The following is a 22,442-nucleotide window of genomic DNA, read 5'->3' as shown; positions in this document are numbered from 1 at the left end:
CCGGCGGGGCGCCGGCCCTCCCCGGCCTCGCGCCGGGCGGCCCGGGAGCCGGGCCGTGGCCGGAGCCGGTCGCCGGCGAGGCCCAGCACGGCCGGAACTAGGGTGACCGCCACCAGTACCGCCACGAGAACGGCGGCGGCCGCGGCGAACCCCATCGCGGTCAGGAGCGGGATCCCGACGACGGCCAGGCCGGCGAGGGCGATGACCACGGTCAGGCCGGCGAACACCACGGCGGTGCCGGCGGTGCCGGTCGCGCTGGCGGCGGACTCGGCGACCGGCATGCCCGCGGCCAGCTGCGACCGGTGCCGGGCGAGGATGAACAGCGCGTAGTCGATGCCGACCGCGAGCCCGAGCATGAGCGCCATGGGCGGCGCGGTCGCCGGCACGGTCAGCACGCCCGCGACCGCGGCCAGCCCGGCGAGGCTCACGGCCACCCCGAGCAGCGCGGTGAGCAGCGGCAGGCCGGCCGCCGCCAGCGAGCCGAACGTGACCGCGAGGACGACCAGCGCGACCAGCAAGCCCGCGGCCTCGCTGCCCTGGCCGCCCTCGCCGGCCCCGTCGGCGTAGGCCGGCCCGCCGAGCTCCACCCGCAGCCCGGCCTCGCGGGCGGGGTCGAACACGTCCGCCAGCGCCTCGAGGGTGCCGTCCGGGAGCCGCGTCCGGTCCTCGCGGTAGGCCACGGTGGCGAGGGCGACGCGGCCGTCCGCCGAGACGGTCCCCGCGGTGAACGGGTCGGCCGTCGCCGCCACCCGCGGTGCGGTCGCCGCGGCGGCGACGGTCGACGCGACGACGGTGCGGAACTCGGCGACCCGGCGGCCGGGCGGCGCGACGAACACCACCTGCGCGGAGGCGCCGGCCGCGGCGGGGAACCGCTGCTCGACCGTGTCGAGGGTGCGCTGGGCGGCCGAGCCGGGAATCGAGAAGTCGTCCTCGTAGGAGCCGTCGGCGGTGGCGGCGAGCGCGGCGGCCGCGCCGAGGACGGCGAGCCAGACGAGCAGGACGGTGCGGCGGCGCCGGTGGACGAGGGCACCGAGCCGGTAGAGGAATGCGGCCATGACGGCGGGCTCCCGGGGTCGTGGGTCGGACAGCCCCAGCACACCGCCGCCGCCTGACGGTCCGGCCGCGTCGGACCTGACGGTTGGCTGACGACCGCCTCAGCCGTCCAGACTGCGTCCCGTCGCCAGCAGGCCGAGGCTCAGCTCGAGCTTGTCCTGCGGCCGCTGCAGGCTCCGGCCGGTCAGCGCCTCGATCTGCTTCATCCGGTAGATCACCGTGTTGCGGTGGCAGTACAGCGCCTCCGCGGCGTGGGTCGGCGAGCCGTCCTTGACCAACAGCGTCGCCAGCGTGTCCAGCAAGGTCTCGGACAGCTGCGGCGGCTGGTGCAGCAGCGGGCCGATGGTCTCGGCGATCAGCACCGGCAGCACCTCCGGACTGCCGGCGAGCAGCACCTCGGGCAGCCGGTCGGAGAGCGGGACGAGCCGCTGGCTCCCCCGGGGCAGCGACTCGGCCGTGCGCGAGGCGAGCTGGTAGGCGGTGGCGAACCCGGCCAGCCCGTCGGTGCACGGCGCGAGCCCGACCCGGCCCGCCACGCACGGCTCGAGCGCCTCGACGAGCTGGCCGACGCTCAGCGCACCGCGCGGGACCAGGCCGAAGAAGTTGCCGCCGCGCACATGCCAGTGCGAGCGCAGCCCGACCCGCTCCAGGCGGTCCTGGGGTGCCCGCAGCGGCTCGTCGAGCGGGTCGCTGAACGGCGCGACCACGCACACGACCGCCTCGTCCGCCCCGATGCCGAGCTCCTGGCGGGCCTCCCTGGCGAACTCGGGATCGGTGCCCCGGCCCTCCACCAGCCCGTCGAGGAAGCTCTGCTGCCGCTGGAGGTTCTGCCGTTCCAGCCGGTTGCTCTCCCGCCGGTAGGCGTCGACCAGCACCGCGTTCTGGACGTCCAGGGCAGCCCACAGCTGTTGGCCGGCGAGCACGAGCAGGTGCTCGTCGAGCTTGTCACCCCAGCCCTGGCGCAGCAGCGCCTCCCACAGCGTGCGGGTGCCCAGCGTGTAGGCGTTGAGCACCCGGTCCATCGGCACGCCCTGCCGCGCGCGCAGCCGGCCGGTCTCGCGCCAGACGTCGGTCGTCCGGTGTTCGGGGTCGGCCCGCCCGGCCATCACCCGGACTCCGCCGCGGATGTGCGCACGGGTGCTCGCGCGCAGGTCGGCCTGCCGCGCGGGACCCTGCTCCGACCAGTACGGGTCGCGCTCGATCAGGGTCAGCGTGATGTCGTCGGCGATCGCGTTCACCTGGCCGAGCAACGACGCCCAGGCGTGCTGGATCTCGCGCTCCATCGCCGCGTCCATGGCGGAACTCTCGCACCCCGGTGCACAGAAGGGCCAGTCTCCGCGACCGAATCGGGTCGTTTCGCCCTACCGATTCTGTGCGCCGCGCCCATGTCGCTCGTCGTGCTCCGCGACCAGGGTTGTGCCAACCAGATCCCAGCGTAGGGAGCCGCGTTGCCGGACATCGACGGAGCTGACACCGCGGGAGCGGGTTTCGCGATGGCCGGGGTCTCGGTGGCCTTCGGCGGCCTCGTCGCGCTGTCGGACGTCAGCCTCGAGGTCCCGCCGAACCGGGTGCTCGGCGTGATCGGCCCGAACGGCGCCGGCAAGACGACCCTGTTCAACGTGGCGTGTGGCTTCGTGCGGCCCGACGCCGGCGAACTGTGGTGGCGGGGCGAGCGGCACGACCGGCTGCGCCCGCACCGGCTGGCCGGGCTCGGCATCGCCCGCACGCTCCAGGACCTCGGCCTGTTCGAGCACCTGACCGTGCTGGAGAACGTCATGGTCGGCGCCGGCCGCCACGCCCGCACCACGTTCTGGTCCTCGCTGCTGGCGCTGCCCGGCCACACCCGCGAGGAACGGGCGCTCGCCGACCGGGCGGGTGCCGTGCTGGACCGCCTGGGCATCGCCGACCTCGCCGACCGGACGCCGGCCGGCCTGCCCTACCCCGTGCGCAAGCGGGTGGCGCTGGCCAGGGCGCTGGTGGCCGAGCCGCGGCTGCTGCTGCTCGACGAGCCGGCCAGCGGGCTGTCCGGCGAGGAGATGGCGGAGATCGGCGAGCTCATCCGCGGGTTGACCGACCGGATGTCGGTGATGCTGGTGGAGCACCACATGGACCTGGTGATGAGCGTCTGCGACGACATCGTGGTCCTCGACTTCGGCCGGGTGATCGCCCGCGGCCGGCCCGAGGAGGTCCGTGAGGACCCCGCGGTGCTGGCCGCCTACCTCGGCGAGGACGTCCCCGCGGAGCCCGGGAGGTCCACGTGCTGAGCGTCCGGGACCTGACGGCCGGCTACGGGGCGGTGACCGCGCTCGACGGGGTGAGCTTCGACGCCGCCGAAGGCGAGATCACGGCGGTGCTCGGTGCCAACGGCGCCGGCAAGTCCACGCTGCTGCGCACGATCTCCGGGCTGGTGCGGCCGAGCCGGGGCAGCGTCACCCTCGCCGGGCTGGATCTCGGCACGGTCCCGGTGGAGGGCATGGCGGCGGTGGGCCTGGCCCACGTTCCCGAGGGACGGGGGGTGATCACCGAGCTGACCGTCGAGGAGAACCTGCGGCTCGGCGCGCTCGGCCGCGGCGGCCGGGTCGGCGCCGCCGACCTCGAACGGGCCTACTCGCTGTTCCCGATCCTCGCGCAGCGGTACCGGGCCTCGGCCCACGTGCTCTCCGGCGGGGAGCGCCAGATGCTGGTGATCGCCCGGGCGCTGCTGGCCCGGCCGCGGGTCCTGCTGCTCGACGAGCCCTCGCTCGGGCTCGCGCCGCGGATCGTGGTGCAGATCTTCGAGCTGGTCCAGACGCTCGTGCGGGCCGACGGGCTCACGGTCGTGCTCGTCGAGCAGAACGCCCGCAGCGCGCTGTCGATCGCGAACCGCGGCGTGGTGCTCAACCTCGGCCGGGTCGTGGTGTCCGACGAGGCCGCCGCGCTCGCCGGCAACGAGCGCCTGCGCCACGCCTACCTCGGGTTCTGACGGCGACAAGGGGATCCTCGTGCAGCAGCTGTTCACCACGCTCCTCACCGGCCTGACGCTCGGCATGGTCTACGCCGCGTTCGCGCTGGCGCTGGTGCTGATCTGGCGGGCGACCCGGATCGTCAACTTCGCCCAGGCGCCGATGGCGATGCTCACCACCTACGTCGCGCTGGTCCTCATCGAGGCCGGGTACTCCTACTGGCTCGGCTTCGCCGCGGCGCTGCTGAGCGGGCTGGTGCTCGGCGCGCTCGTCGAGCGGTTCGTGATCCGGTACGTCGACCCGCGCTCGGAGATCAACCCGGTGATCCTCACCCTGGGCCTGTTCATCGTGCTCCACGCGCTGGCGGCGCTGGTCTTCGGCGCCCGCTACCGGTCCTTCCCCGCGCCGTTCGGGCTGCGCGGCTTCCAGGTCGGGGACACGACGATCGCGCTCACCGGGTTCGGGATCTTCACGATCCTGTCGGTGCTGGCGGTCGTGGTGCTGCTGGTGCTGTTGTTCCGGTACACCGACGTCGGGCTGAAGATGCGTGCCTCCGCGTTCAACCAGGAGGTGGCCCGGCTGCTCGGGGTGCGCGTCGGCCGGATGCTCACGCTCGGCTGGGCGCTCGCCGCCGTCGTCGGATCCCTGTCCGGCCTGCTGATCGCCGGCGGCGGGCTGGTCCATCCGTCCTTTATGGACGGTGTGGTGGTGTACGGGTTCGTCGCGGCGGTCCTCGGCGGGCTGGACAGCCCGGTCGGCGCGGTCGCCGGCGGGCTGATCCTCGGGCTGTCGCTGAGCCTGGTCAGCGGGTACGTCGGCTCCCAGCTGGTCTCGTTGGCGGCGCTGGCAATCCTGATGGCGGTGCTGCTGGTCCGCCCGGGCGGCCTGTTCGCCCGCGTCCGCGAGCGGAGGGTCTGACGTGGCCACCGAGACGAGCACGGAGACCAGCGCCGGGCAGGAGCGACCCGCACACCGCCGGCGGCGGGGAGGTCGGCTCGGCGCGTTCCTCTTCGCCACTCCCCTGCGCCGGCACCTGGTGCTCGCGGTGCTCGCCATGGTGGCCGTGTCCGTGGCCCTGGAGAGCACCGACGCGTTCCGCAACGGCCAGCTCGCGGCGATGGCCTACTTCGGCATCGCCGCCGGCGGGCTGACCGTCCTGGTCGGACTGAACGGCCAGATCTCGTTGGGGCACGGCGCCTTCATGGCGATCGGGGCGTACACGGCGGCGCTGATGCTGCGTGGCGAGAACCCGCTGCCGCTCGCCGTCGTCCTGGTGGCGGCGGCCGCGGTGGCCCTCGCCGCCGGCGCGCTCGTCGGGGTGGCCGCCGCGCGGTTGCACGGGCCGTACCTCGCCGGCGCCACGCTGGCGCTGGCCGTCGCCGTTCCCGGCATCCCCCTCCACTTCAGCGGGGTGCTCGGCGGCGAGCAGGGGCTCACCGTCCGGGTGCCGGCGGTCCCGGACTGGTTCGCCGACGCGGTGTTCTTCGTGACCGGACAGGACCCCGGCCGCAGCCGCTACCTCGGCTACGTCGGCTGGTTCTGCCTGGTCGTGACGTTCGTCCTGCTGGCCAACCTGGCCCGCGGCAGGGTCGGCCGGACCTGGCGCGCGGTGCGGGACAACGAGGTGGCCGCGGAGCTGGCGGGGATCGACCTGGGCCGGGCGCGCGTGCTGGCGTTCGTGGTCAGCGCGACCTGCGCGGGGCTCGCCGGCGGGCTGCTGGCCCTGTCGGCCAGGATCGCGGCGCCGAGCGGGTTCACGCTGTCCCTGTCGCTGCTGCTGTTGTCGGCGATCGTCCTCGGCGGGCTGGGCAGCCTGCCCGGTGCCCTGGTGGGCGCGGCCCTGCTCACGTTCCTGCCCCAGCTCGCCACGACCCTCGGACAGGACCTGGGGCTGTCCGACGTGCGAGCCGCCGAGCTGGCTCCGTTGGCCTACGGCCTGGTCACGATGCTCGTCGTGCTGTTCGCCCCGTCCGGCATCGCGGGCTGGGTCCGCCGGCGCCGCACTTCCCCGTCATCCAGCCCAGTACCCAGTGGGAGGCACGAAACATGAGGCGATGGTCGAGATCGGCAGTGGTGGTCACCGCGATGGTGGCCACGGGCGCGCTGCTGGCGTCCTGTGGCGCGGGCGGTGAGCGCGAGGAGGCTCCGGCGGAAGGCTCCACGGTCGGCATCACCGAGGACACGGTCACGATCGGCGGGCACTTCCCGCTGACCGGCGTGGCCGCGGCGGGCTACAGCGAGATCCCCACCGGGCACAAGGCCTACTACGACTACGTGAACGCCAACGGCGGCGTGCACGGCCGCAACATCGAGTTCGTGGTGCGCGACGACGCCTACAACCCCACCAACACCAGCCAGGTGACCAACGAGCTCGTGCTGGACGACGAGATCTTCGCGATGGTCTCCGGCCTCGGCACGCCGACCCACGGCGCGGTCGTCGACTTCCTCAACGACGAGAAGGTGCCGGACCTGTTCGTGTCCTCGGGTTCGCTGCAGTGGGGCGACAAGCCGAAGGAGCGGCCGTTCACCTTCGGCTGGCAGCCCGACTACGAGATCGAGGGCAAGATCCTCGGCGACTACGTGAAGAAGAACATGCCCGACGCCAAGGTCGGGCTGTTCCTCCAGGACGACGACTTCGGCCGGGACGCCGAGAAGGGCGTCCGGCGGTTCCTCGACGACCAGATCGTCGACGTGCAGCGCTACACCTCGGGCAACACCGACGTCGCCCCGCAGATCGCGGCGCTGCAGGCGTCCGGGGCCGACCTCGTGCTCGGCTTCACCACGCCGTCGTACACCGCGCTGAGCCAGCTGGTGGCGCTGCGGCTGCGCTACCAGCCGAAGTGGTTCTACAGCAACGTGGGCTCGGACCCGGCCCTGGTCGGCTCGCTGCTGGCCCAGTTCTCCGAGGGCGCGGTGAAGGGTGGCGCCCAGCTGCTCGACGGCGTGATGACCACCGAGTACATCCCCGGCACCGACGCGCCGGAGGACCCGTGGATGCGGCTGTGGCAGAAGGTCTGGGACGCCCACGGCGACGGTGAGGAGCTGACCAACTACCGCGTCTACGGGATGTCCCAGGCGTACACGTTCGTCCAGGCGTTGCAGGCCGCCGGCCCGAACCCGACCCGCGAGGGCATCGTCGAGGCCGTCGAACGCGCCGGCGGGGACTTCGAGGGCCCCGCGCTGGCGCCGTTCCGGTTCTCCTCGGACAGCCACATGGGAGTCTCCGGAATGCAGTTGGTCGAGCTCAAGGGCGGGGTCGGTGAGGAACTCACCCCGGTGCTGGTGTCCGACATCGGCGACGCCCCGATCGATGAGGACGACTCCGCCGCCTCCGACAGCCCACCCGAGAACGGCATCCCCGACCAGGAAACCGTCGAGTAGAAAACGTGCGGCGAGCGGGTAGGACGATCTCTATCGTCCTACCCGTGAGCACCGACGACGCCGAGAAGCTGGTCCGCTGGCTGGCCGACAGGGGCGACTGCGAGCTGGAACCCGGTCTGACCACAGCGGAGCTGGACCGGGCGCAGGAGCGCTTCGACATCGAGATGCCACCCCTGTGGCGCCGCGTGCTCCATCTGGCACACCCCGTCGCCCTGCCCGTGCCGCCCCGCGGCGATGACGGCGTCCTGCGGTGGGTTCCCTACCCGGACTGGCGGCTGCGCGACGAGGACGCGACCCAGCAGCTTGTCGACTGGCCCGCGGAGGGCGTCCTGTTCAGTGCCGAGTACGGCTCCTTCTGGTGGCGCGGCTGGGGGGAACGGCCGAGCGAGAAGGCGCGGCGCCCGGCGGTGGCGGGAGAACGACTCGCCGAAGCACCGCGCCTGACACCGCTCCGGAGCAACTGGTACGTCGGCTCCGCCGACGACTCACCCGTGTTCAGCATCCACCAGATCGACCTGTACGTTCCGGCTCTGTCCCTCGCCGACATCCCCAGCGGCAGGACCCAGGACGAGGTCCCGAACGACCAGTGGCCGATCGGTCACGTTCCGTTCTGGAGCGAGCTGCACATGTGGAGCCAGATCGGTCACCTGATCGATATAGACCCCTCCCGTTAACTTGATTTGCTCCAGAAAGCGCTCTAGGGTTCTCCTGTGACGGCGGACTTCGAGGCGCAGCTGCGGGCGGTCTCGTTGCGCGTGACCCGGCCCCGGTTGGCGGTGCTGGCCGCGCTGCGGGACAACCCGCACGTCGACACCAACACGGTGATCGACCTGGTGCGGGCCGCGCACCCGACGGTCTCCCACCAGGCGATCTACGACGTGCTCCAGGCGCTCACCGACACCGGACTGGTGCGGCGCATCCAGCCCGCCGGCGCGACGGCGCGGTACGAGTCCAGGGTGGGAGACAACCACCACCACGTCGTGTGCCGCTCCTGCGGTGCGATCGCGGACGTCGACTGTGCCGTCGGCCACGCACCCTGTCTCACGGCCTCGGTGGACCACGGCTTCGTGGTCGACGAGGCGGAGGTCGTCTTCTGGGGCACCTGCCCCGACTGCGCGGCCCACCCGACCAACCATTGATTCGCCAGTTCGGAAGGAAGTAGATGAGCGCCACCCAGGACAACGCCCCCTCGAGCGCGCAGGGTGTGGACCAGAAGGCGGAGGCCGGCTGCCCGGTCGCGCACGACTCGGTGACCGCGCACGGCAGCGAGAGCGAGAACCCGGCGATCGACTCGCCGACCTCGAAGACGGGCGGTCGTCCACGCACCACCCGGGACTGGTGGCCCAACCAGCTCGACCTCTCGGTGCTGCACGCCCACTCCTCGAAGGGCAACCCGCTCGGCGAGAACTTCAGCTACGCCAGGGAGTTCGCCAAGCTCGACGTCCAGGCCCTCAAGCAGGACATCGTCGAGGTGCTCACCACCTCGCAGGACTGGTGGCCGGCCGACTTCGGCCACTACGGCGGCCTGATGATTCGGATGAGCTGGCACGCCGCGGGCACCTACCGCATCCACGACGGCCGCGGCGGCGCGGGCGACGGCGGTCAGCGGTTCGCCCCGCTCAACAGCTGGCCGGACAACGCCAACCTCGACAAGGCGCGGCGTCTGCTGTGGCCGGTCAAGCAGAAGTACGGCCAGAAGATCTCCTGGGCCGACCTGCTCGTGCTCGCCGGCAACGTCGCCATGGAGTCGATGGGCTTCAAGACGTTCGGCTTCGGCTTCGGCCGCGAGGACGTCTGGGAGCCGGAGGAGATCTTCTGGGGCCCGGAAGACACCTGGCTGGGCGACGAGCGCTACGTCAGCGAGTCGGAGATGTCGCCCGAGGTCGGCGCGACCGAGATGGGCCTGATCTACGTCAACCCGGAGGGTCCCCGCGGCAACGCCGACCCGCTGGCCGCCGCACACTTCATCCGGGAGACCTTCGGCCGGATGGCGATGAACGACGAGGAGACCGTCGCTCTCATCGCCGGTGGCCACACCTTCGGCAAGACCCACGGCGCCGCCCTGTCCGACGGCCACGTCGGCCCGGAGCCCGAGGGTGCCCCGATCGAGACGCAGGGCCTGGGCTGGCTCAACAGCTACGGCAGCGGCAAGGGCCCGGACACGATCACCAGCGGTCTCGAGGTGACCTGGACCGACCGGCCGACGCAGTGGAGCAACCGCTTCTTCGAGATTCTGTTCGGCTACGAGTGGGAGCTCACCACCAGCCCCGGTGGCGCCAAGCAGTGGGTCGCCAAGGACGCCGAGGAGATCATCCCCGACGCCTTCGACCCCAGCAGGAAGCACAAGCCCACGATGCTCACGACCGACCTGTCGCTGCGCGTCGACCCGACCTACGAGAAGATCTCCCGCCGCTTCCTGGAGAACCCCGACGAGTTCGCGCTGGCGTTCGCCAAGGCCTGGTACAAGCTGCTGCACCGCGACATGGGTCCGGTCCGCCGCTTCCTCGGGCCCTGGGTCGCCGAGCCCCAGCTCTGGCAGGACCCGGTGCCGTCCGTCGACCACGAGCTGGTGAGCGACACCGACGTCGCCGCCCTCAAGGCCAAGGTCCTCGACTCCGGCCTGACGACCGCCCAGCTCGTCTCCACCGCCTGGGCCTCGGCCGCGAGCTTCCGGTACACCGACAAGCGCGGTGGCGCCAACGGCGCCCGGATCCGGCTGGAGCCCCAGCGCGGCTGGGAGGTCAACCAGCCCGAGCAGCTCGCGACGGTCCTGGAGACCCTGGAGGGCATCCAGCGGGAGTTCAACGAGGCGGGCGGCGCGAAGATCTCGCTCGCCGACCTGATCGTGCTGGCCGGCTCGGCCGCCGTCGAGAAGGCGGCGCGTGAGGCCGGCGTCGAGGTGACCGTGCCGTTCCACCCGGGTCGCACCGACGCGAGCCAGGAGCAGACCGACGTCGAGTCGTTCCGGGTCCTCGAGCCGCGCGCCGACGGGTTCCGCAACTACCTGCGTCCCGGCGAGAAGACCCAGCCGGAGGTGCTGCTGGTCGACCGGGCCTACATGCTCAACCTGACCGCTCCCGAGATGACCGTGCTCGTCGGCGGTCTGCGCTCGCTGGGCGCCAACGCCGGCGACAGCCAGCACGGCGTGCTCACGGACCGGCCCGGCGTTCTCACCAACGACTTCTTCGCCAACCTGCTCTCGCCGGGGACGCGGTGGAAGGCGTCGGAGAACGAGGAGAACGTCTACGAGATCCGCGACCTCGCCACCGACCAGGTGAAGTGGACCGCCACCGCGGTCGACCTCATCTTCGGGTCCAACTCCCAGCTGCGTGCCCTCGCCGAGGTCTACGCCAGCGAGGACGCCCGTGAGAAGTTCGTCACCGACTTCGTCGCGGCCTGGACCAAGGTCATGGAGCTCGACCGGTTCGACCTCGCCTGATCGGCCGCTCCCCGGATTTCGGGACCTGATCCCGAGATCCGGGGAGCGCCCCCTCCATCTGGGACAAATGCGGTAGCGGCGGGCCGGTGTCGCTGGGAGACTGCCGCGCATGGGTGTGAACGGGAGCAGGGTCGACGAGCTGGTCGAGCGTGTGCGGGCCGGCGAGCGGGTGTCGTTCCTGTTCTTCTGGGGACACCGGCCCCAGCGCGACGGAAGCGTCGGGCGCGGCTGCCTGAGCCAATGGTGGATCTCACCGTTCGTCGTGGACGGTCTGACCTTCCCCAGCGCCGAGCACTTCATGATGTGGCGCAAGGCAACCCTGTTCGGCGACGAGGAGAGCGCCGAGCGGATTCTGCACGCACCCGACCCGCCTCGGGCCAAGGCTCTCGGCCGCGGCGTGCGGGGGTTCGACCACTCCCGCTGGGAGGACGCCCGCTACCAGATCGTGTTGGACGGCAGCCTCGCCAAGTTCGACCAGCACCCGGACCTGCGCCGCTTCCTCCTCGACACCGGCGACCAGGTGCTCGTCGAAGCGAGCCCGGAGGACCGCGTCTGGGGGATCGGACTACGCGCCGAGGACCCCCGCGCCGGCGACCCCGCCCAGTGGCTCGGACAGAACCTCCTGGGGTTCGCCCTCACCGAAGCCCGCTCCATCCTGGCCGAGCGCGGCTGACCCGCACCCTATCGGCTTCCCGACTCCGCGGGCTGGAACAGCTCGACGAGGTTGCCGGCCGGGTCGGCGAGCAGGACCTGCCGACCGCCGGGTCCGGAGACCACGTCGCTGCGGAAGGGCAGCCCGGCCTCGCGCAGCCGCGTGACCTCGGCGTCCAGGTCGTCGACGACGAGGTGGATGCGGTTCCCGCCGGCGGTTGCCGCGTCCTCGGGTGTCGCCCGGGCGCCGGAGCTCGCCGGCCCGGACAGCAGCAGCCGCAGCGGCCCGCGAACAACGTCGGCGAAGGCCGGCGCCGCGCTGGTGTTGAGCGTGAAGCCGAGGTGGGTGGTGTAGAAGTCGACGGCCGCCCGCACGTCGGGGACGAGGTAGCGGACGCTGGCGTACTGGTCGGATGCGGTCACGGGGAAATCTCCTCGGGTTCAGGTCAGGTCGGCGGCGAGAACGGGCAGCAGGTGCCGGACGCGGGTGTCGATCTCCGCCGCCGTGTCGTGGAAGCGGGCGTCCGAGGGGACGGGAATGCTCCAGTGGGCCCGTTCCGGGAACTCCGGACAGGCTTCCCGGGCCCGGTCGCACACGGTGATCACGCGGTCGAACCGCTGCCCGGCGACCGCGTCGACGTGGCGCGGCCGGTGGCCGGAGAGGTCGAGGCCGAAGTCCGAACGCAGCACCCGGCCGGCCTCCGGGTGGAGCTGGGAGCCGGGCCGGGTGCCGGCGCTGGCCACCTCGACCAGGTCGCCGGCGCGGTGGCGCAGCAAGGCCTCGGCCATGGGCGAGCGGGCGGTGTTACCCGAGCACACGAACAGCACCGAGATCCGCCGGCGGCCGGGGGCGGTCGCGGACGGAGCGGGCCGCAGCACCGGGTGCAGCCGCGCCCCCGCTGCGGCGAACGCGTCGGCACAGCGGTCGAGGTCGAGGTGGTAGTAGCTGTCGCGGCCGTCGAAACCGCTGCGGGTCGCGGTGACCAGGCCGGCCTCCCGGAGCAGCCGCAGGTGGTAGGAGACCAGGTTCTGCGGCTGGCCAAGCAGCGAGACCAGCTCGCGGACGCGGTGGTCGCCGCGGGCGAGCACCGTGAGCAGGTCCCACCGCAGTGGGTGCGCGGCCAGCCGGACGAACGCCGGTGGACCGGGTGCGACCATGCCGAGCAGATTACATCAAACCAGTTTGATGTGTCGCGTGAGGACGGGTACAAGGTCACTGCCGGCCCGGGTACTCCGCTGCTTCCCCGCCTCCCCCGCCCAGACGACCCTGAGGTCAGGACGGGACACACCGGGGGGAACCATGGGCAGGTCGGACCACGACATCGACCTCGTCCGGCGGTACCTGGACGAGATGGGCCGCGTCGCGCTGCTCACCGCCGACGAGGAGGTCGACCTGGCGAAGCGGATCGAGGCCGGGGTGTACGCGGCCGAGCTGCTCCGCCGGGGCGAGCCGGACCCACAGCGCGCGGCCGACCTGGCCGCGGTCGCCGAGGACGGCCGGCGGGCCAGGGACCGACTGATCCGGGCCAACCTGCGGCTGGCGGTGTCGGTCGTCAAACGGCACCCGGGTCGCGCGCTTCCACTGCTGGACTCGATCCAGGAGGCCAACCTCGGCCTGATCCGAGCCGTGGAGAAGTTCGACTACACCAAGGGCTACAAGTTCTCCACGTATGCCACCTGGTGGATCCGCCAAGCCCTGGCGCGGGGCACCGCGCAGCAGGCGCGCACCGTCCACCTGCCGGTCCACCTCACCGAGCAGCTGAACAAGCTCGACCGGCTCGAACGCGAGCTCGCCGTGCGACTGTCCCGCGAACCCACCCTCGGCGAGCTCGCCGACGCGGCCGGCATGCCCCCCGCCCGGGTCGACGAGCTCCGCCGCCTCGCGCGCGACCCGCTGAGCCTCGACGCCCCCTCGACGCCGACGGCGAGCTGCGACTGGCCGACGTGGTCACCGACGGCGAGGAGGGCGAGGTCGGCGAGGTCGTCGCCCGCGCCGCGCTGGCCGTCGACGTGCGTGGCGCCCTCGCCAGCCTGCCGCCGAGGGAAGCGCTGGTCCTCACCCGGCGCTACGGCCTGGACGACGGCGCGCCGCACACCCTGCTCGAGATCGGCGAGGAGATCGGCGTCAGCCGGGAACGGGTGCGCCAGCTCGAACGGAACGGGCTCGCGAGGTTACGCACCAGCGACCGAAGCCAGCCCCTCCTCCCCTGGGCGGGATGACGACAGGATGATCAGCGTGTCCGCTGTCCGCAGTTGACCATGTTCAGGCTGCCCCGGTCGGTGAGGAATCAGACGGGGTCGATCGTGAGGTCGGTGACCTGGTCGTCCTTGATGTCGAACACGAACGCGAAGGACAGCGGCCCGCCGGGGAACTCACCGTCCCCGGAGGCCACCAGCCGGTCGCCCGCGAACGAGGTCGGCGTGATCACGATCTTGGGGTTGATCAGGTGCACCTGGATCCACTCGCGGATCTCGGTCTCGCCGACGTAGGTCGTCCCGTCATCGCGCACGGTGGCCCCGTCGCCGAAGACCGCGGCCAGCGCGTTCACGTCGTGCGCGTTGGTGGCCGCGATGAAGTTCTCGACAGCCTGGGGAAGAGTGATGTAGTCCATTGTGTTCTCCGGTCTTCTCAGGTGTCAGGACGCGGGCGCGCCCTGACGAAGGTTTTGTCGGCTCAGAAGTCCGCACCGCGCGAGAGCTTCTCGTTCGCGCGCAGCTCGGCGAGTGCGTTCTCGTGCATCGCGACAACGACGTCGTAACCCGAGTTGCCGAGCACGAGCCGTTGCGGCGGAACGGGTGCGTTCATCGCGCTGATCACGGCCCGCACCCCGCGTTCAGGGTCACCCTCCTGCTTGCCGTTGTGGTCCACGAACGCCGCCTTGACGCCCTCGACCATCGGTACGTAGGCGTCGACGGTCTCGTTGACGGGCTCGCTCCGGAAGCCGGCGAAGGCCTTGGTGCGAAACGCTCCCGGCTCCACGACGAGCACGCGCACACCGAACGGCTCGACCTCGTGACGCAGTGTCTCCGACAGTCCTTCGAGCGCGAACTTCGCCGCCGAGTAGTAGCCGAACCCTTGCGCGCCGACGAGGCCGGCCACTGACGACATGTTCACGATCCAGCCGTCGCCGCGTGCCCGCATACCAGGCAGGACCGCGCGCAGCACCTCGACCACGGCGAACAGGTTGAGGTCGAACGTGCGGCGGATCGTCTCGTCAGGGGCGCCCTCGACCGAGCCGAACCAGCCACGGCCAGCGTTGTTGACGAGCACGTCGATCCCGCCAAACCGCTCCTCTGCCGCCGTGACCGCCGCACGCACCTGCTCGGCATCGGTGACATCGAGCTGGAGAACGAGCACGCGGTCGCCGTGCGGTTCGGTCCATTCCCGCAGTTCAGCGGGCCGCCGGGCGGTTATCACCACCTGATCGCCCTGTTCCAGCGCAGCCTCGGCATAGACCAGGCCGAACCCTCCCGGCGTCCCACCGGTGATGAACCAAGTCCTCATAGACTTCTCCTCTCGCTATAGCGAGCTATGTAGCGATACATACGCTAATGTAGCAAGCATGCAGAACGCACGGGATCGCCTCCTGCTTGCCGCGGCGGAGTTGCTGGAGGGCGGCGGCACGGTCTCCACGAGAGCGGTGTGCGAACGCGCCGGCGTGCAAGCGCCGACGCTGTACCACCACTTCGGCAGCAAGCAGGGCCTGATCGACGCCGTCGTGAACCATGGCTTCACCCAGTACACGGCGGTCGAGAGCTCCGGCGACCCGCTGGAGGACCTGCGGATGGGGTGGGACCGGCACGTGCGGTTCGGGCTGGAGCACCCGACGTTCTACGGCCTGCTCTATGGCCGCGCCGAGCCGGGAAAGCCCTGTGCCGTCACGGCTCCCGCGCACGCCGCGTTGCGAGAACGGTTCACTGAGGCCGCCGCACGCGGCCTGCTGAAAGTGCCCGCGGACGACGCCGCCGAGCAGCTGCTCGCCGCGAACGTCGGCATCACGCTGACCCTGATCGCCCAGCCGGAACCGGACTTCGGACTTTCTGGACGCGTCCGCGAGACCGTGCTGGCCGGTGTGCTGCACACGCCGTCGGCTGACACCCCGGCTACCCGCGCGAGCACCGCGCTCACCCTGCGCGCCCTGGTCGCCAACGACCCCGGCGACCTCACACCGGGCGAACGCGCCCTGCTCGACGAACTGCTCGACCGCCTGGCGCGGTAGAGCACGTGATCGGTCTAAGTCGGTTTGCGGACGAGGCCGGTGTAGGCGGCGACGGCGAGGGTGGCCAGTGCCCAGATGAGGGCTTGGAGGGCCCAGAGAGCGAAGGTGAAGGCCTGGCCCCAGCGGGTTCCGGTGTCCAGGTCGCAGCGGGTGCGGAGGCCGGTGGTGCCCAGGGGGAGGCCGCGGTCGATGCCGAGTCCGATGAGCTCAGCGGTGGAGCAGGGCGTTCCGCGCGCGGCGGTGTTGGCGGTGGGTGGTGGGACGCGTTCGGCGGCGTGGTGGCCGGGACGGGTGGGGACCTGGCCCGCGGCGTAGCCGAGCCCGCCGGCGAGGGTGAGGATGACGGCGAGGGCGATGACGAGGCGGTGGGCGCGGTAGCCGTAGCGGCCCAGCCAACCCCACAGCCAGTGCCGCCACTGCCCGATCCGCCCGCCAAGAGCCTCGGGAGTACGGCGGCGCAGGTCCTCCTGTTGGACGATGAGGACGTGACGGGCGTTGTTGTCGTGCCCGGCGGCCCGTTCGACCGCGGCGAGCTGCTGGTAGGGCTGTGGCCAGTATTCGGGGGTGTGGTGGACCACCAGGTGTAGCCACTGCCGCCACGACACGTGCCCCAGGTCGGCGAACACCAGCCCTCGCACCACCAGCTGCCGCCCGCGGTGCGGGCAGCCCCGCCGCGTGATCTCCGTGCTGCCCAGCGGACATACCACGGAGGCCGGCAGGATCAGCGCTGCGTCCACCCGAGCCTCGAAGAGCGCCAACAGCGGACCTGAGTCGTTACTCAGTTGTGTGCCGGTGAAATTTGCCTGACTGTGGATCTGGGCGCCGACCAGCCGCACCGCACCACTCTCGCCGGCACCGCGCAGGGCGGCGTTCCGCAGAAATAGATCCCCGTCGACGCGCAGAGCGTCAGCGTGCAGGCCTGGGCCGGTGATGTTGGTGATCTCGCCGCCCTCGAGACCGAGTTGACCGCCGACCTGAGCGCCTAACAGCCGCACCGCCCCACTCTCGCCGGCACCGGCCAGGGCGGCGTTCCGCAGAAACAGGCCCCTCTCGACACGCAGACTGTCAGCGCGCAGCGCTGGGCCGGTGATGTTGGTGATCTCGCCGCCCTCGAGACCGAGTTGACCGCCGACCTGAGCGCCTAACAGCCGCACCGCCCCACTCTCGCCGGCACCGGCCAGGGCGGCGTTCCGCAGAAACAGGCCCCTCTCGACACGCAGACTGTCAGCGCGCAGCGCTGGGCCGGTGATGTTGGTGATCTCGCCGCCCTCGAGACCGAGTTGACCGCCGATCCGAGCGCCGACCAGCCGCACCGCACCACTCTCGCCGGCACCGCGCAGGGCGGCGTTCCGCAGAAATAGATCCCCGTCGACGCGCAGAGCGTCAGCGTGCAGGCCTGGGCCGGTGATGTTGGTGATCTCGCCGCCCTCGAGACCGAGTTGACCGCCGACCTGAGCGCCTAACAGCCGCACCGCCCCACTCTCGCCGGCACCGGCCAGGGCGGCGTTCCGCAGAAACAGGCCCCTCTCGACACGCAGACTGTCAGCGCGCAGCGCTGGGCCGGTGATGTTGGTGATCTCGCCGCCCTCGAGACCGAGTTGACCGCCGATCCGAGCGCCTAACAGCCGCACCGCACCACTCTCGCCGGCACCGCGCAGGGCGGCGTTCCGCAGAAACAGGCTCCCCTCGACACGCAGGCCATCTGCCGCGAAGGCCGGGCCGGTGGCGTTGGTGATCTCGCTACCCCCGAGATCGAGTTGGCCGCCGATCAGAGCGCCTAACAGCCGCACCGCACCACCCCCATCTGTGCCTTGCAGGACGGCGTTCCGCAGAAACAGGTCTCCCTCGACACGCAGGCCATCTGCCGCGAAAGCTGGGTCGGTGGCGTTGGTGATCTCACTGCCCTCAAGATCGAGTTGGCCGCCGATCAGAGCGCCTAACAGCCGCACCGCACCACCCCCATCTGTGCCTTGCAGGACGGCGTTCCGCAGAAACAGGTCTCCCTCGACACGCAGGCCATCTGCCGCGAAAGCTGGGTCGGTGGCGTTGGTGATCTCACTGCCCTCAAGATCGAGTTGGCCGCCGATCAGAGCGCCTAACAGCCGCACCGCACCACTCTCGCCGGCACCGCGCAGGGTGGCGCTGCGCAGGAACAGGTCCCCCTCCATACGCAGACCGTCAGCGTGTAGGGCTGGGCCGGTGGTGTTGAGGACCTCACTGTCCCCAAGATCGAGTTGGCCGCCGATCAGAGCGCCTAACAGCCGCACCGCACCACCTTCGCCGGCACCGCGCAGGGTGGCGCTGCGCAGGAACAGGTCCCCCTCGACACGCAGACCTTCTGCGTGGAGGGTAGCTGCCATGCTCCTGTCCAGGGTCATCTCGCGAAGCCGTGCGTGACGGCAGGTAATTCCGTCTGGCAGTGCGCACTCGACCAGGGACAGGCCGGTGACGCCCGTGACATGGTCCAGATCCAGCTGCCCCACCACCCGAACACCCCGGACACGCACCCCGCGAGGGTCCAGCTCACCGCGGCGACCCATCACCAGCTCCCGGACCAGGTCCGCTCGTACCCGCAGGTCCGGGTCGTCGGTGGCTTCGAGCTCCTCCACCGGCACCACGGTCTCGGCCCTGGCCCACTCTCCGCGGCGGGCGGCGTCGACCACGCGCTGTTCCACCGCGGTCAGGCCATCCAGCAGAGCCGGCGTTCGAGGATCGGTCACGCCCTTGATGTCGAACGTTACCCGCGTGACGTAACGACAGCGCCGAGGCGCAGGAGGCGGTCTACGACGAAGCGGGCGTCGCGGCCTACGCCGCGGAGGGTGGCCGAGGCGAAGCTGCGTTGCCATTCCAGGCCGACGAACCCAAGTCCATTGTGTACAGTTGAGATGCCGCGGACCTGACCCCGCTCCGCCGGGTCCAAGTAGGACAGTTCAGGTCGGTACCCGGTGGCGAGCACAACAGTGTCGACGCGTTCTCGGGTGCCGTCGGGCCACACCACGGCGTCGGCGTCGAGGCTGGTGAACATCCGGCGCTGGTCGGGCCGTCCGGCGCGCACGGCCCGGCGGTAGCGGCCGTCGTCGAGGACCGGGGCGCGGGGCGGCCTGGCGAGCAGGTGACCCACGGGGAGGTGGTCGAAGCCGAGCGACCGCGACCAGAAGTGCACGTCCCGGCCGAGGAGCCGGCGCGGACCGAACCTGATGGGCGCCCGCGTCGCCAGGGTGACCCTCGCCACCGACGCCAGCTCGTGCGCGACCTGGACAGCCGTGTTGGCCGCCCCGACCACGACGACCCGCTGGCCAGCGAACGGGCCGGGCTCACGGTAGTCCGCCGAGTGCAGAACAGTCCCGGTGAACCCGTCGACACCGGGTAGAACGGGGCGGTGGGGCGTGCCGAACGCGCCGCTCGCGGCGATGACCAGCCGCGCGGTGAGCACGTCGCCGCCCGCCTCCACGCGGAAGTGAGCCTCCTCCCGGCGCACCGCGGTGACCCGCTGCCCGGTGCGGATGTCGGCGTCCAGACCCGACGCGTAGCGGCGCAGGTAGTCGATCACCTCGTCCCGGTGCGGGTAGCGGTCCGGGTCCCCCGGGAAGGGTATGCCCGGCAGCGAGCTGAACCGCGCCGGGGAGAACAGGACGAGGCTGTCGTAGTAGGACGGCCAGGAGCCGACGGCTTCCTCTCGGGCCTCGAGGACGACCGGGGTGAGTCCGGCGCGGCCGAGTGCGTGCGCGGCGGCCAGGCCGGCCTGCCCGCCGCCGACGACCAGGGCGTCGATCATGTTTCTGCCTTCACAGGTTGGGTGGTCGACCGGTGCCGGGGTCGCGCACGGGGCGGCGAAAACGCCACCCCGTGCGCGACACCTCCCCCGGCCCCGAGCTACCGCCGGGGCGGTGCGAGCAGGCTCAGCGCCTCCGGCTCGGCCGGCGCGCAGCAGCCTCCGGCCTGCCCCTCGGCGGGCTCGTCGAACAGCCCGGCACCGCCGCACACGCCGGTTTCGGGAAGCACCAGCTCGACCCGTTCGGCGGCCGCGCGGTCACCGGCCAGTCCTGCGGCGATCGAGCGGACCTGCTCGTAGCCGGTCATCGCGAGGAAGGTCGGGGCGCGGCCGTAGCTCTTCATCCCCACCAGGAACACGTTCGGCTCCGGGTGCGACAGCTCGGCGACCCCGTGCGGGTACACCGTGCCGCACGAGTGGACGTTGGGGTCGACCAGCGGAGCCAGCGCGACCGGCGCCTGCAGCGTCGCGTCCAGCTCCAGGCGCAACTCCGAGAGCCAGGACAGGTCCGGCCGAAAACCGGTCAGCACGACCACCTCGTCTACGTCGGACAATCGGTTCCCGTTGTCCGACACCAGGTCGCGGCCGTCGATCCGCTCCGCACGAAAGCCGGTCACGACCTCGATCCGGCCCGCGTCGACGGCGGCCCTGGCCCGCAGGCCGAGTGCGCCGCGGGCGGGCAGCTGGTCGGCCTCGCCGCCGCCGAAGGTGGAGCCGACGGCGCCGCGCCGCAGCAGCCAGGTGATCCGGGTGGTCGGCTCCCGCTCGGCCAGGCCGGCGAACGCGACGAGCGCGGTCAGCGCGGAGTGCCCACTGCCGGCGACCACCACGTGGCGGCCGGCGTAGCGGGCCGCCACCTCGCCGTCGTCGAGGTCGGGAACGCGGTAGGAGATCCGCTCGGCCGCGGCGGTCTCGCCCACCGCGGGCAGGCCCTCGGCGCCGAGCGGGTTCGGCGACCCCCAGGTTCCGGACGCGTCGAGCAGCGCCGAGGCGGTGATCCGTTCCTCGCCGCCGTCGGCGCGCCGGACGTGCACGGTCAGCGGCTCGCTGTCCCGGCCGGCGTCCACGACCCGGTCCCGGCCGCGCCGCGCGACCCCCACCACCTCGGCCCCGAAGCGCACCCGATCCCCGAGCGCGGCCGCCAGCGGACGCAGGTACTCGGCAGCCCACTGCGCGCCGGTCGGGTACCCCTCCCCCGCCGGCCGCCGCCATCCCGCCGTGGCCAGCAGGCGGCCGGCCGCCGGCGCGACCAGCTCCGACCAGGGGGAGAACAGCCGCACATGGTGCCACTGGGCGACGGCCGCGCCGGCCTGGTCCCCCCGCTCCAGCACCACCGGCTCGAGCCCCCGCTCGACCAGCTCGGCGGCAGCGGCCAACCCGACCGGTCCCGCGCCGACGACCACTACCGGCCACTCCGACATCACGCCTCCATTGATCGATGCTCCTCGATTGATCGAGCAGAGAGTATCGATCTGCATCGAACAACGCAACCATCGATGTGGATCGATTCTTGTTTCCGCCGGAATACCTGCCGGGCGGCGTGCGCTGCAGGCTTTACCAGTTGGGTGTGGAGGTGGCGGACGTGGACTCCGAACCGAGCGAGATGGTGACCGGGTGCGGACGACGGCTGTCCGTAGGGCGCTTTCAGCTTCCCTCGACGCGCGGGCGCGTCGTTCTTCGGATAGACCCGACCGGGGACTGCGCGGACACGGTGTGGGCCAGCCTCACGCCCGACGAGGCGACGGCGCTGGCGCACACGCTGCTCGCCCAGGCCCGAGTCGCGCGCGGCGGGACGACCCCCCGGATCTTCGCCCGTCAGGTGATCCCGCCCCAGCGCCCCGGCGGACGACGCCTCTCCGACGGATAGTCTCGGTCCATCCAGGACAATCCACATCGACACGTCGGAACCGCGACGTCCAGGGTGCGGCTCGGTGGCACAATCGCGCCATGCCCGCCCCCTCCGTGTTCGACACCCTCGTCGACGGCCTCACCGCCGAAGCGACGCCCGCGGAGCACGAGGCAGCCACGCGGCCGCCGTATCCGGTGCCGGCCGCCCACGTCGCCGCGCGGGAGCGCCTGCTCCACGAGCTTGTCGACCGGCTGCCGGCGCAGGGGGACGGCCCGCGCACGATCACCCGGATCAAGGGCAGAACGCTCCCCTACCGCGCCGTGGTGAGCGGACTGGGCCGGCCGGGCCGCTTCACCTTCGGTGACGCGGCGTGTGCCCTGCTCGCGGTGGGCGCGCTGGGTGACCCGGATGTCGAACGGCTGGTCCGGTTCCTGCCCGCGCACACCGGAGTGCGACGGCAACAGGTGCTCAACCGCCTCGCCGTCGGCGACCTGACCGGAGCGGGTGCCGCGGCCGACCGGATCGCGGACGGCCTGTCGTGGCTGGGACACCGCGACGTCGGCGCAGTCCTCGCCGCGCGGGGCGACGCCGAGGGGTTCTTCGCCGGCTGGCGGCGGTACGCGGCGAGCCAGGACCGCCAGGGCATGGCCGAGCTCAAGCAGCACCTGGTGGCCGGGGTGGCGCACAGGGACGGGTGGCGGGCCGCGCTCGCCGTCACGCGGGACAGGCGGATCGGACCGGCGCTCGCCAGGTTCGCCTTCCAGCCCTTCCTCGCCGGGGACGTGGAAGGGCTGCGGCACCTCCTCGCCGGCGACGCCGCGGGCATCCTCACCGAGACCGACGAGCTCAGCCTGCTCGCCGGTGCGGTGCGAGCGGCGTCGGGCCACAACCCCGAGCACGACCACCCGTTGCTGGGCGAGATCGTCGACCGCATCATCGCCGTGGACCCCACCACCGACAAGGCCACCATGCGCTGGCGCGACGGGGCGCTGTTCGGCCTGTGGCCGGCCTACGGCGACCAGGCGACGCTCGACCGCGTGCGTGCCGCGGTCCGAACCCCGCGCTACCGCCGCGAGCTCACCACCCTCGCCCGCGAGGTCGTGGTCAAGCCGAATGCCCGGTGACCCGTCGGCGC

22 protein-coding genes and 1 pseudogene are annotated in these 22,442 nt (G+C 71.9%); 14 read left to right on the top strand and 9 right to left on the bottom strand.

Annotated elements, in window-relative coordinates; all coding sequences use genetic code 11:
- On the bottom strand, positions 1–1,055 hold a 1,055-nt coding region (locus BU204_RS18070; RefSeq protein WP_158073477.1), incomplete at its 3' end, for an MMPL family transporter.
- A 99-nt stretch (positions 1,056–1,154) separates the two neighbouring features.
- Complete coding sequence (locus BU204_RS18065) at positions 1,155–2,348, bottom strand: PucR family transcriptional regulator (RefSeq protein WP_075126859.1); 1,194 nt, start codon at positions 2,346–2,348, stop codon at positions 1,155–1,157.
- A 198-nt stretch (positions 2,349–2,546) separates the two neighbouring features.
- Here BU204_RS18065 and BU204_RS18060 point away from each other — a divergent pair, with 198 nt between their 5' ends.
- The 9 genes from BU204_RS18060 to BU204_RS18020 all read left to right on the top strand — a co-directional run bounded on the left by BU204_RS18060 (position 2,547) and on the right by BU204_RS18020 (position 11,488).
- A complete protein-coding gene (locus BU204_RS18060) occupies positions 2,547–3,317 on the top strand; it encodes an ABC transporter ATP-binding protein (protein WP_075126867.1) in 771 nt (256 codons plus the stop codon).
- Positions 3,311–4,015 carry an ABC transporter ATP-binding protein gene (locus tag BU204_RS18055; RefSeq protein WP_075126858.1) on the top strand — a complete coding sequence of 235 codons (705 nt, stop codon included), beginning with the start codon at positions 3,311–3,313 and terminating at the stop codon, positions 4,013–4,015. Before BU204_RS18060 ends, BU204_RS18055 begins: the two co-directional genes overlap by 7 nt.
- Positions 4,016–4,034: 19 nt before the next feature.
- The gene (locus BU204_RS18050; protein WP_075126857.1) at positions 4,035–4,913 is read left to right on the top strand and encodes a branched-chain amino acid ABC transporter permease; all 879 of its coding nucleotides are present in this window, start codon (positions 4,035–4,037) and stop codon (positions 4,911–4,913) included.
- A gap of 136 nt (positions 4,914–5,049) precedes the next feature.
- A complete protein-coding gene (locus tag BU204_RS18045) occupies positions 5,050–6,045 on the top strand; it encodes a branched-chain amino acid ABC transporter permease (protein WP_083661410.1) in 996 nt (331 codons plus the stop codon).
- A complete protein-coding gene (locus BU204_RS18040; RefSeq protein ID WP_075126856.1) occupies positions 6,042–7,376 on the top strand; it encodes an ABC transporter substrate-binding protein in 1,335 nt (444 codons plus the stop codon). The genes BU204_RS18045 and BU204_RS18040 overlap by 4 nt, the downstream gene beginning before the upstream one ends.
- A 44-nt stretch (positions 7,377–7,420) precedes the next feature.
- A complete protein-coding gene (locus tag BU204_RS18035) occupies positions 7,421–8,050 on the top strand; it encodes a hypothetical protein (RefSeq protein WP_075126855.1) in 630 nt (209 codons plus the stop codon).
- A gap of 36 nt (positions 8,051–8,086) precedes the next feature.
- Positions 8,087–8,515 carry a Fur family transcriptional regulator gene (locus BU204_RS18030; RefSeq protein ID WP_075126854.1) on the top strand — a complete coding sequence of 143 codons (429 nt, stop codon included), beginning with the start codon at positions 8,087–8,089 and terminating at the stop codon, positions 8,513–8,515.
- Between the two features lie 23 nt (positions 8,516–8,538).
- Positions 8,539–10,815 carry a catalase/peroxidase HPI gene (gene katG, locus BU204_RS18025; protein ID WP_075126853.1) on the top strand — a complete coding sequence of 759 codons (2,277 nt, stop codon included), beginning with the start codon at positions 8,539–8,541 and terminating at the stop codon, positions 10,813–10,815.
- A 109-nt stretch (positions 10,816–10,924) separates the two neighbouring features.
- Positions 10,925–11,488 carry an NADAR family protein gene (locus BU204_RS18020; protein ID WP_075126852.1) on the top strand — a complete coding sequence of 188 codons (564 nt, stop codon included), beginning with the start codon at positions 10,925–10,927 and terminating at the stop codon, positions 11,486–11,488.
- A gap of 8 nt (positions 11,489–11,496) precedes the next feature.
- Here BU204_RS18020 and BU204_RS18015 read toward each other — a convergent pair whose 3' ends face one another.
- Both BU204_RS18015 and BU204_RS41955 read right to left on the bottom strand, forming a co-directional pair.
- Complete coding sequence (locus BU204_RS18015) at positions 11,497–11,889, bottom strand: VOC family protein (RefSeq protein WP_075126851.1); 393 nt, start codon at positions 11,887–11,889, stop codon at positions 11,497–11,499.
- An 18-nt stretch (positions 11,890–11,907) separates the two neighbouring features.
- On the bottom strand, positions 11,908–12,624 hold the full coding sequence (locus tag BU204_RS41955; protein ID WP_075126850.1) for an arsenate reductase/protein-tyrosine-phosphatase family protein: 717 nt from the start codon (positions 12,622–12,624) through the stop codon (positions 11,908–11,910).
- Between BU204_RS41955 and BU204_RS41370 the strand changes: the two are divergent.
- Positions 12,623–13,324: pseudogene (locus tag BU204_RS41370) on the top strand (sigma-70 family RNA polymerase sigma factor); the annotation flags it as partial. The gene BU204_RS41955 and the pseudogene BU204_RS41370 sit on opposite strands and share 2 nt — an antisense overlap.
- A gap of 86 nt (positions 13,325–13,410) precedes the next feature.
- On the top strand, positions 13,411–13,686 hold the full coding sequence (locus tag BU204_RS41365; RefSeq protein ID WP_233160392.1) for a sigma factor-like helix-turn-helix DNA-binding protein: 276 nt from the start codon (positions 13,411–13,413) through the stop codon (positions 13,684–13,686).
- 68 nt (positions 13,687–13,754) lie between these two features.
- Here the strand turns inward: BU204_RS41365 and BU204_RS18000 are convergent, their stop codons facing one another.
- Both BU204_RS18000 and BU204_RS17995 read right to left on the bottom strand, forming a co-directional pair.
- Positions 13,755–14,078 carry a nuclear transport factor 2 family protein gene (locus BU204_RS18000; RefSeq protein ID WP_075126849.1) on the bottom strand — a complete coding sequence of 108 codons (324 nt, stop codon included), beginning with the start codon at positions 14,076–14,078 and terminating at the stop codon, positions 13,755–13,757.
- A gap of 62 nt (positions 14,079–14,140) precedes the next feature.
- Entirely contained in the window at positions 14,141–14,971 is an 831-nt protein-coding gene (locus tag BU204_RS17995; protein ID WP_075126848.1) for an SDR family NAD(P)-dependent oxidoreductase, read from the bottom strand.
- A 58-nt stretch (positions 14,972–15,029) separates the two neighbouring features.
- On the opposite strand from BU204_RS17995, the gene BU204_RS17990 reads away from it, so the two are divergent.
- A complete protein-coding gene (locus BU204_RS17990) occupies positions 15,030–15,686 on the top strand; it encodes a TetR/AcrR family transcriptional regulator (protein WP_075126847.1) in 657 nt (218 codons plus the stop codon).
- Between the two features lie 14 nt (positions 15,687–15,700).
- Here the strand turns inward: BU204_RS17990 and BU204_RS17985 are convergent, their stop codons facing one another.
- The 3 genes from BU204_RS17985 to BU204_RS17975 all read right to left on the bottom strand — a co-directional run bounded on the left by BU204_RS17985 (position 15,701) and on the right by BU204_RS17975 (position 20,879).
- Complete coding sequence (locus BU204_RS17985; protein ID WP_143229572.1) at positions 15,701–18,172, bottom strand: hypothetical protein; 2,472 nt, start codon at positions 18,170–18,172, stop codon at positions 15,701–15,703.
- A 251-nt stretch (positions 18,173–18,423) separates the two neighbouring features.
- A complete protein-coding gene (locus BU204_RS17980) occupies positions 18,424–19,461 on the bottom strand; it encodes a flavin-containing monooxygenase (RefSeq protein ID WP_075126845.1) in 1,038 nt (345 codons plus the stop codon).
- A 98-nt stretch (positions 19,462–19,559) separates the two neighbouring features.
- Positions 19,560–20,879 carry an NAD(P)-binding domain-containing protein gene (locus BU204_RS17975; protein WP_075126844.1) on the bottom strand — a complete coding sequence of 440 codons (1,320 nt, stop codon included), beginning with the start codon at positions 20,877–20,879 and terminating at the stop codon, positions 19,560–19,562.
- A gap of 161 nt (positions 20,880–21,040) precedes the next feature.
- On the opposite strand from BU204_RS17975, the gene BU204_RS17970 reads away from it, so the two are divergent.
- On the top strand, positions 21,041–21,325 hold the full coding sequence (locus BU204_RS17970; RefSeq protein WP_143229571.1) for a hypothetical protein: 285 nt from the start codon (positions 21,041–21,043) through the stop codon (positions 21,323–21,325).
- Positions 21,326–21,405: 80 nt separating this feature from the next.
- A complete protein-coding gene (locus BU204_RS17965; protein WP_198942908.1) occupies positions 21,406–22,431 on the top strand; it encodes a hypothetical protein in 1,026 nt (341 codons plus the stop codon).
- Positions 22,432–22,442 lie beyond the last annotated feature (11 nt).

Origin of the sequence: Actinophytocola xanthii, from assembly GCF_001921205.1 — a bacterium.
In the GTDB taxonomy this organism is placed as follows: domain Bacteria; phylum Actinomycetota; class Actinomycetes; order Mycobacteriales; family Pseudonocardiaceae; genus Actinophytocola; species Actinophytocola xanthii.
Note: the sequence above shows the minus strand (reverse complement) of the source record. Positions and strands in the feature narration are given on the sequence as shown.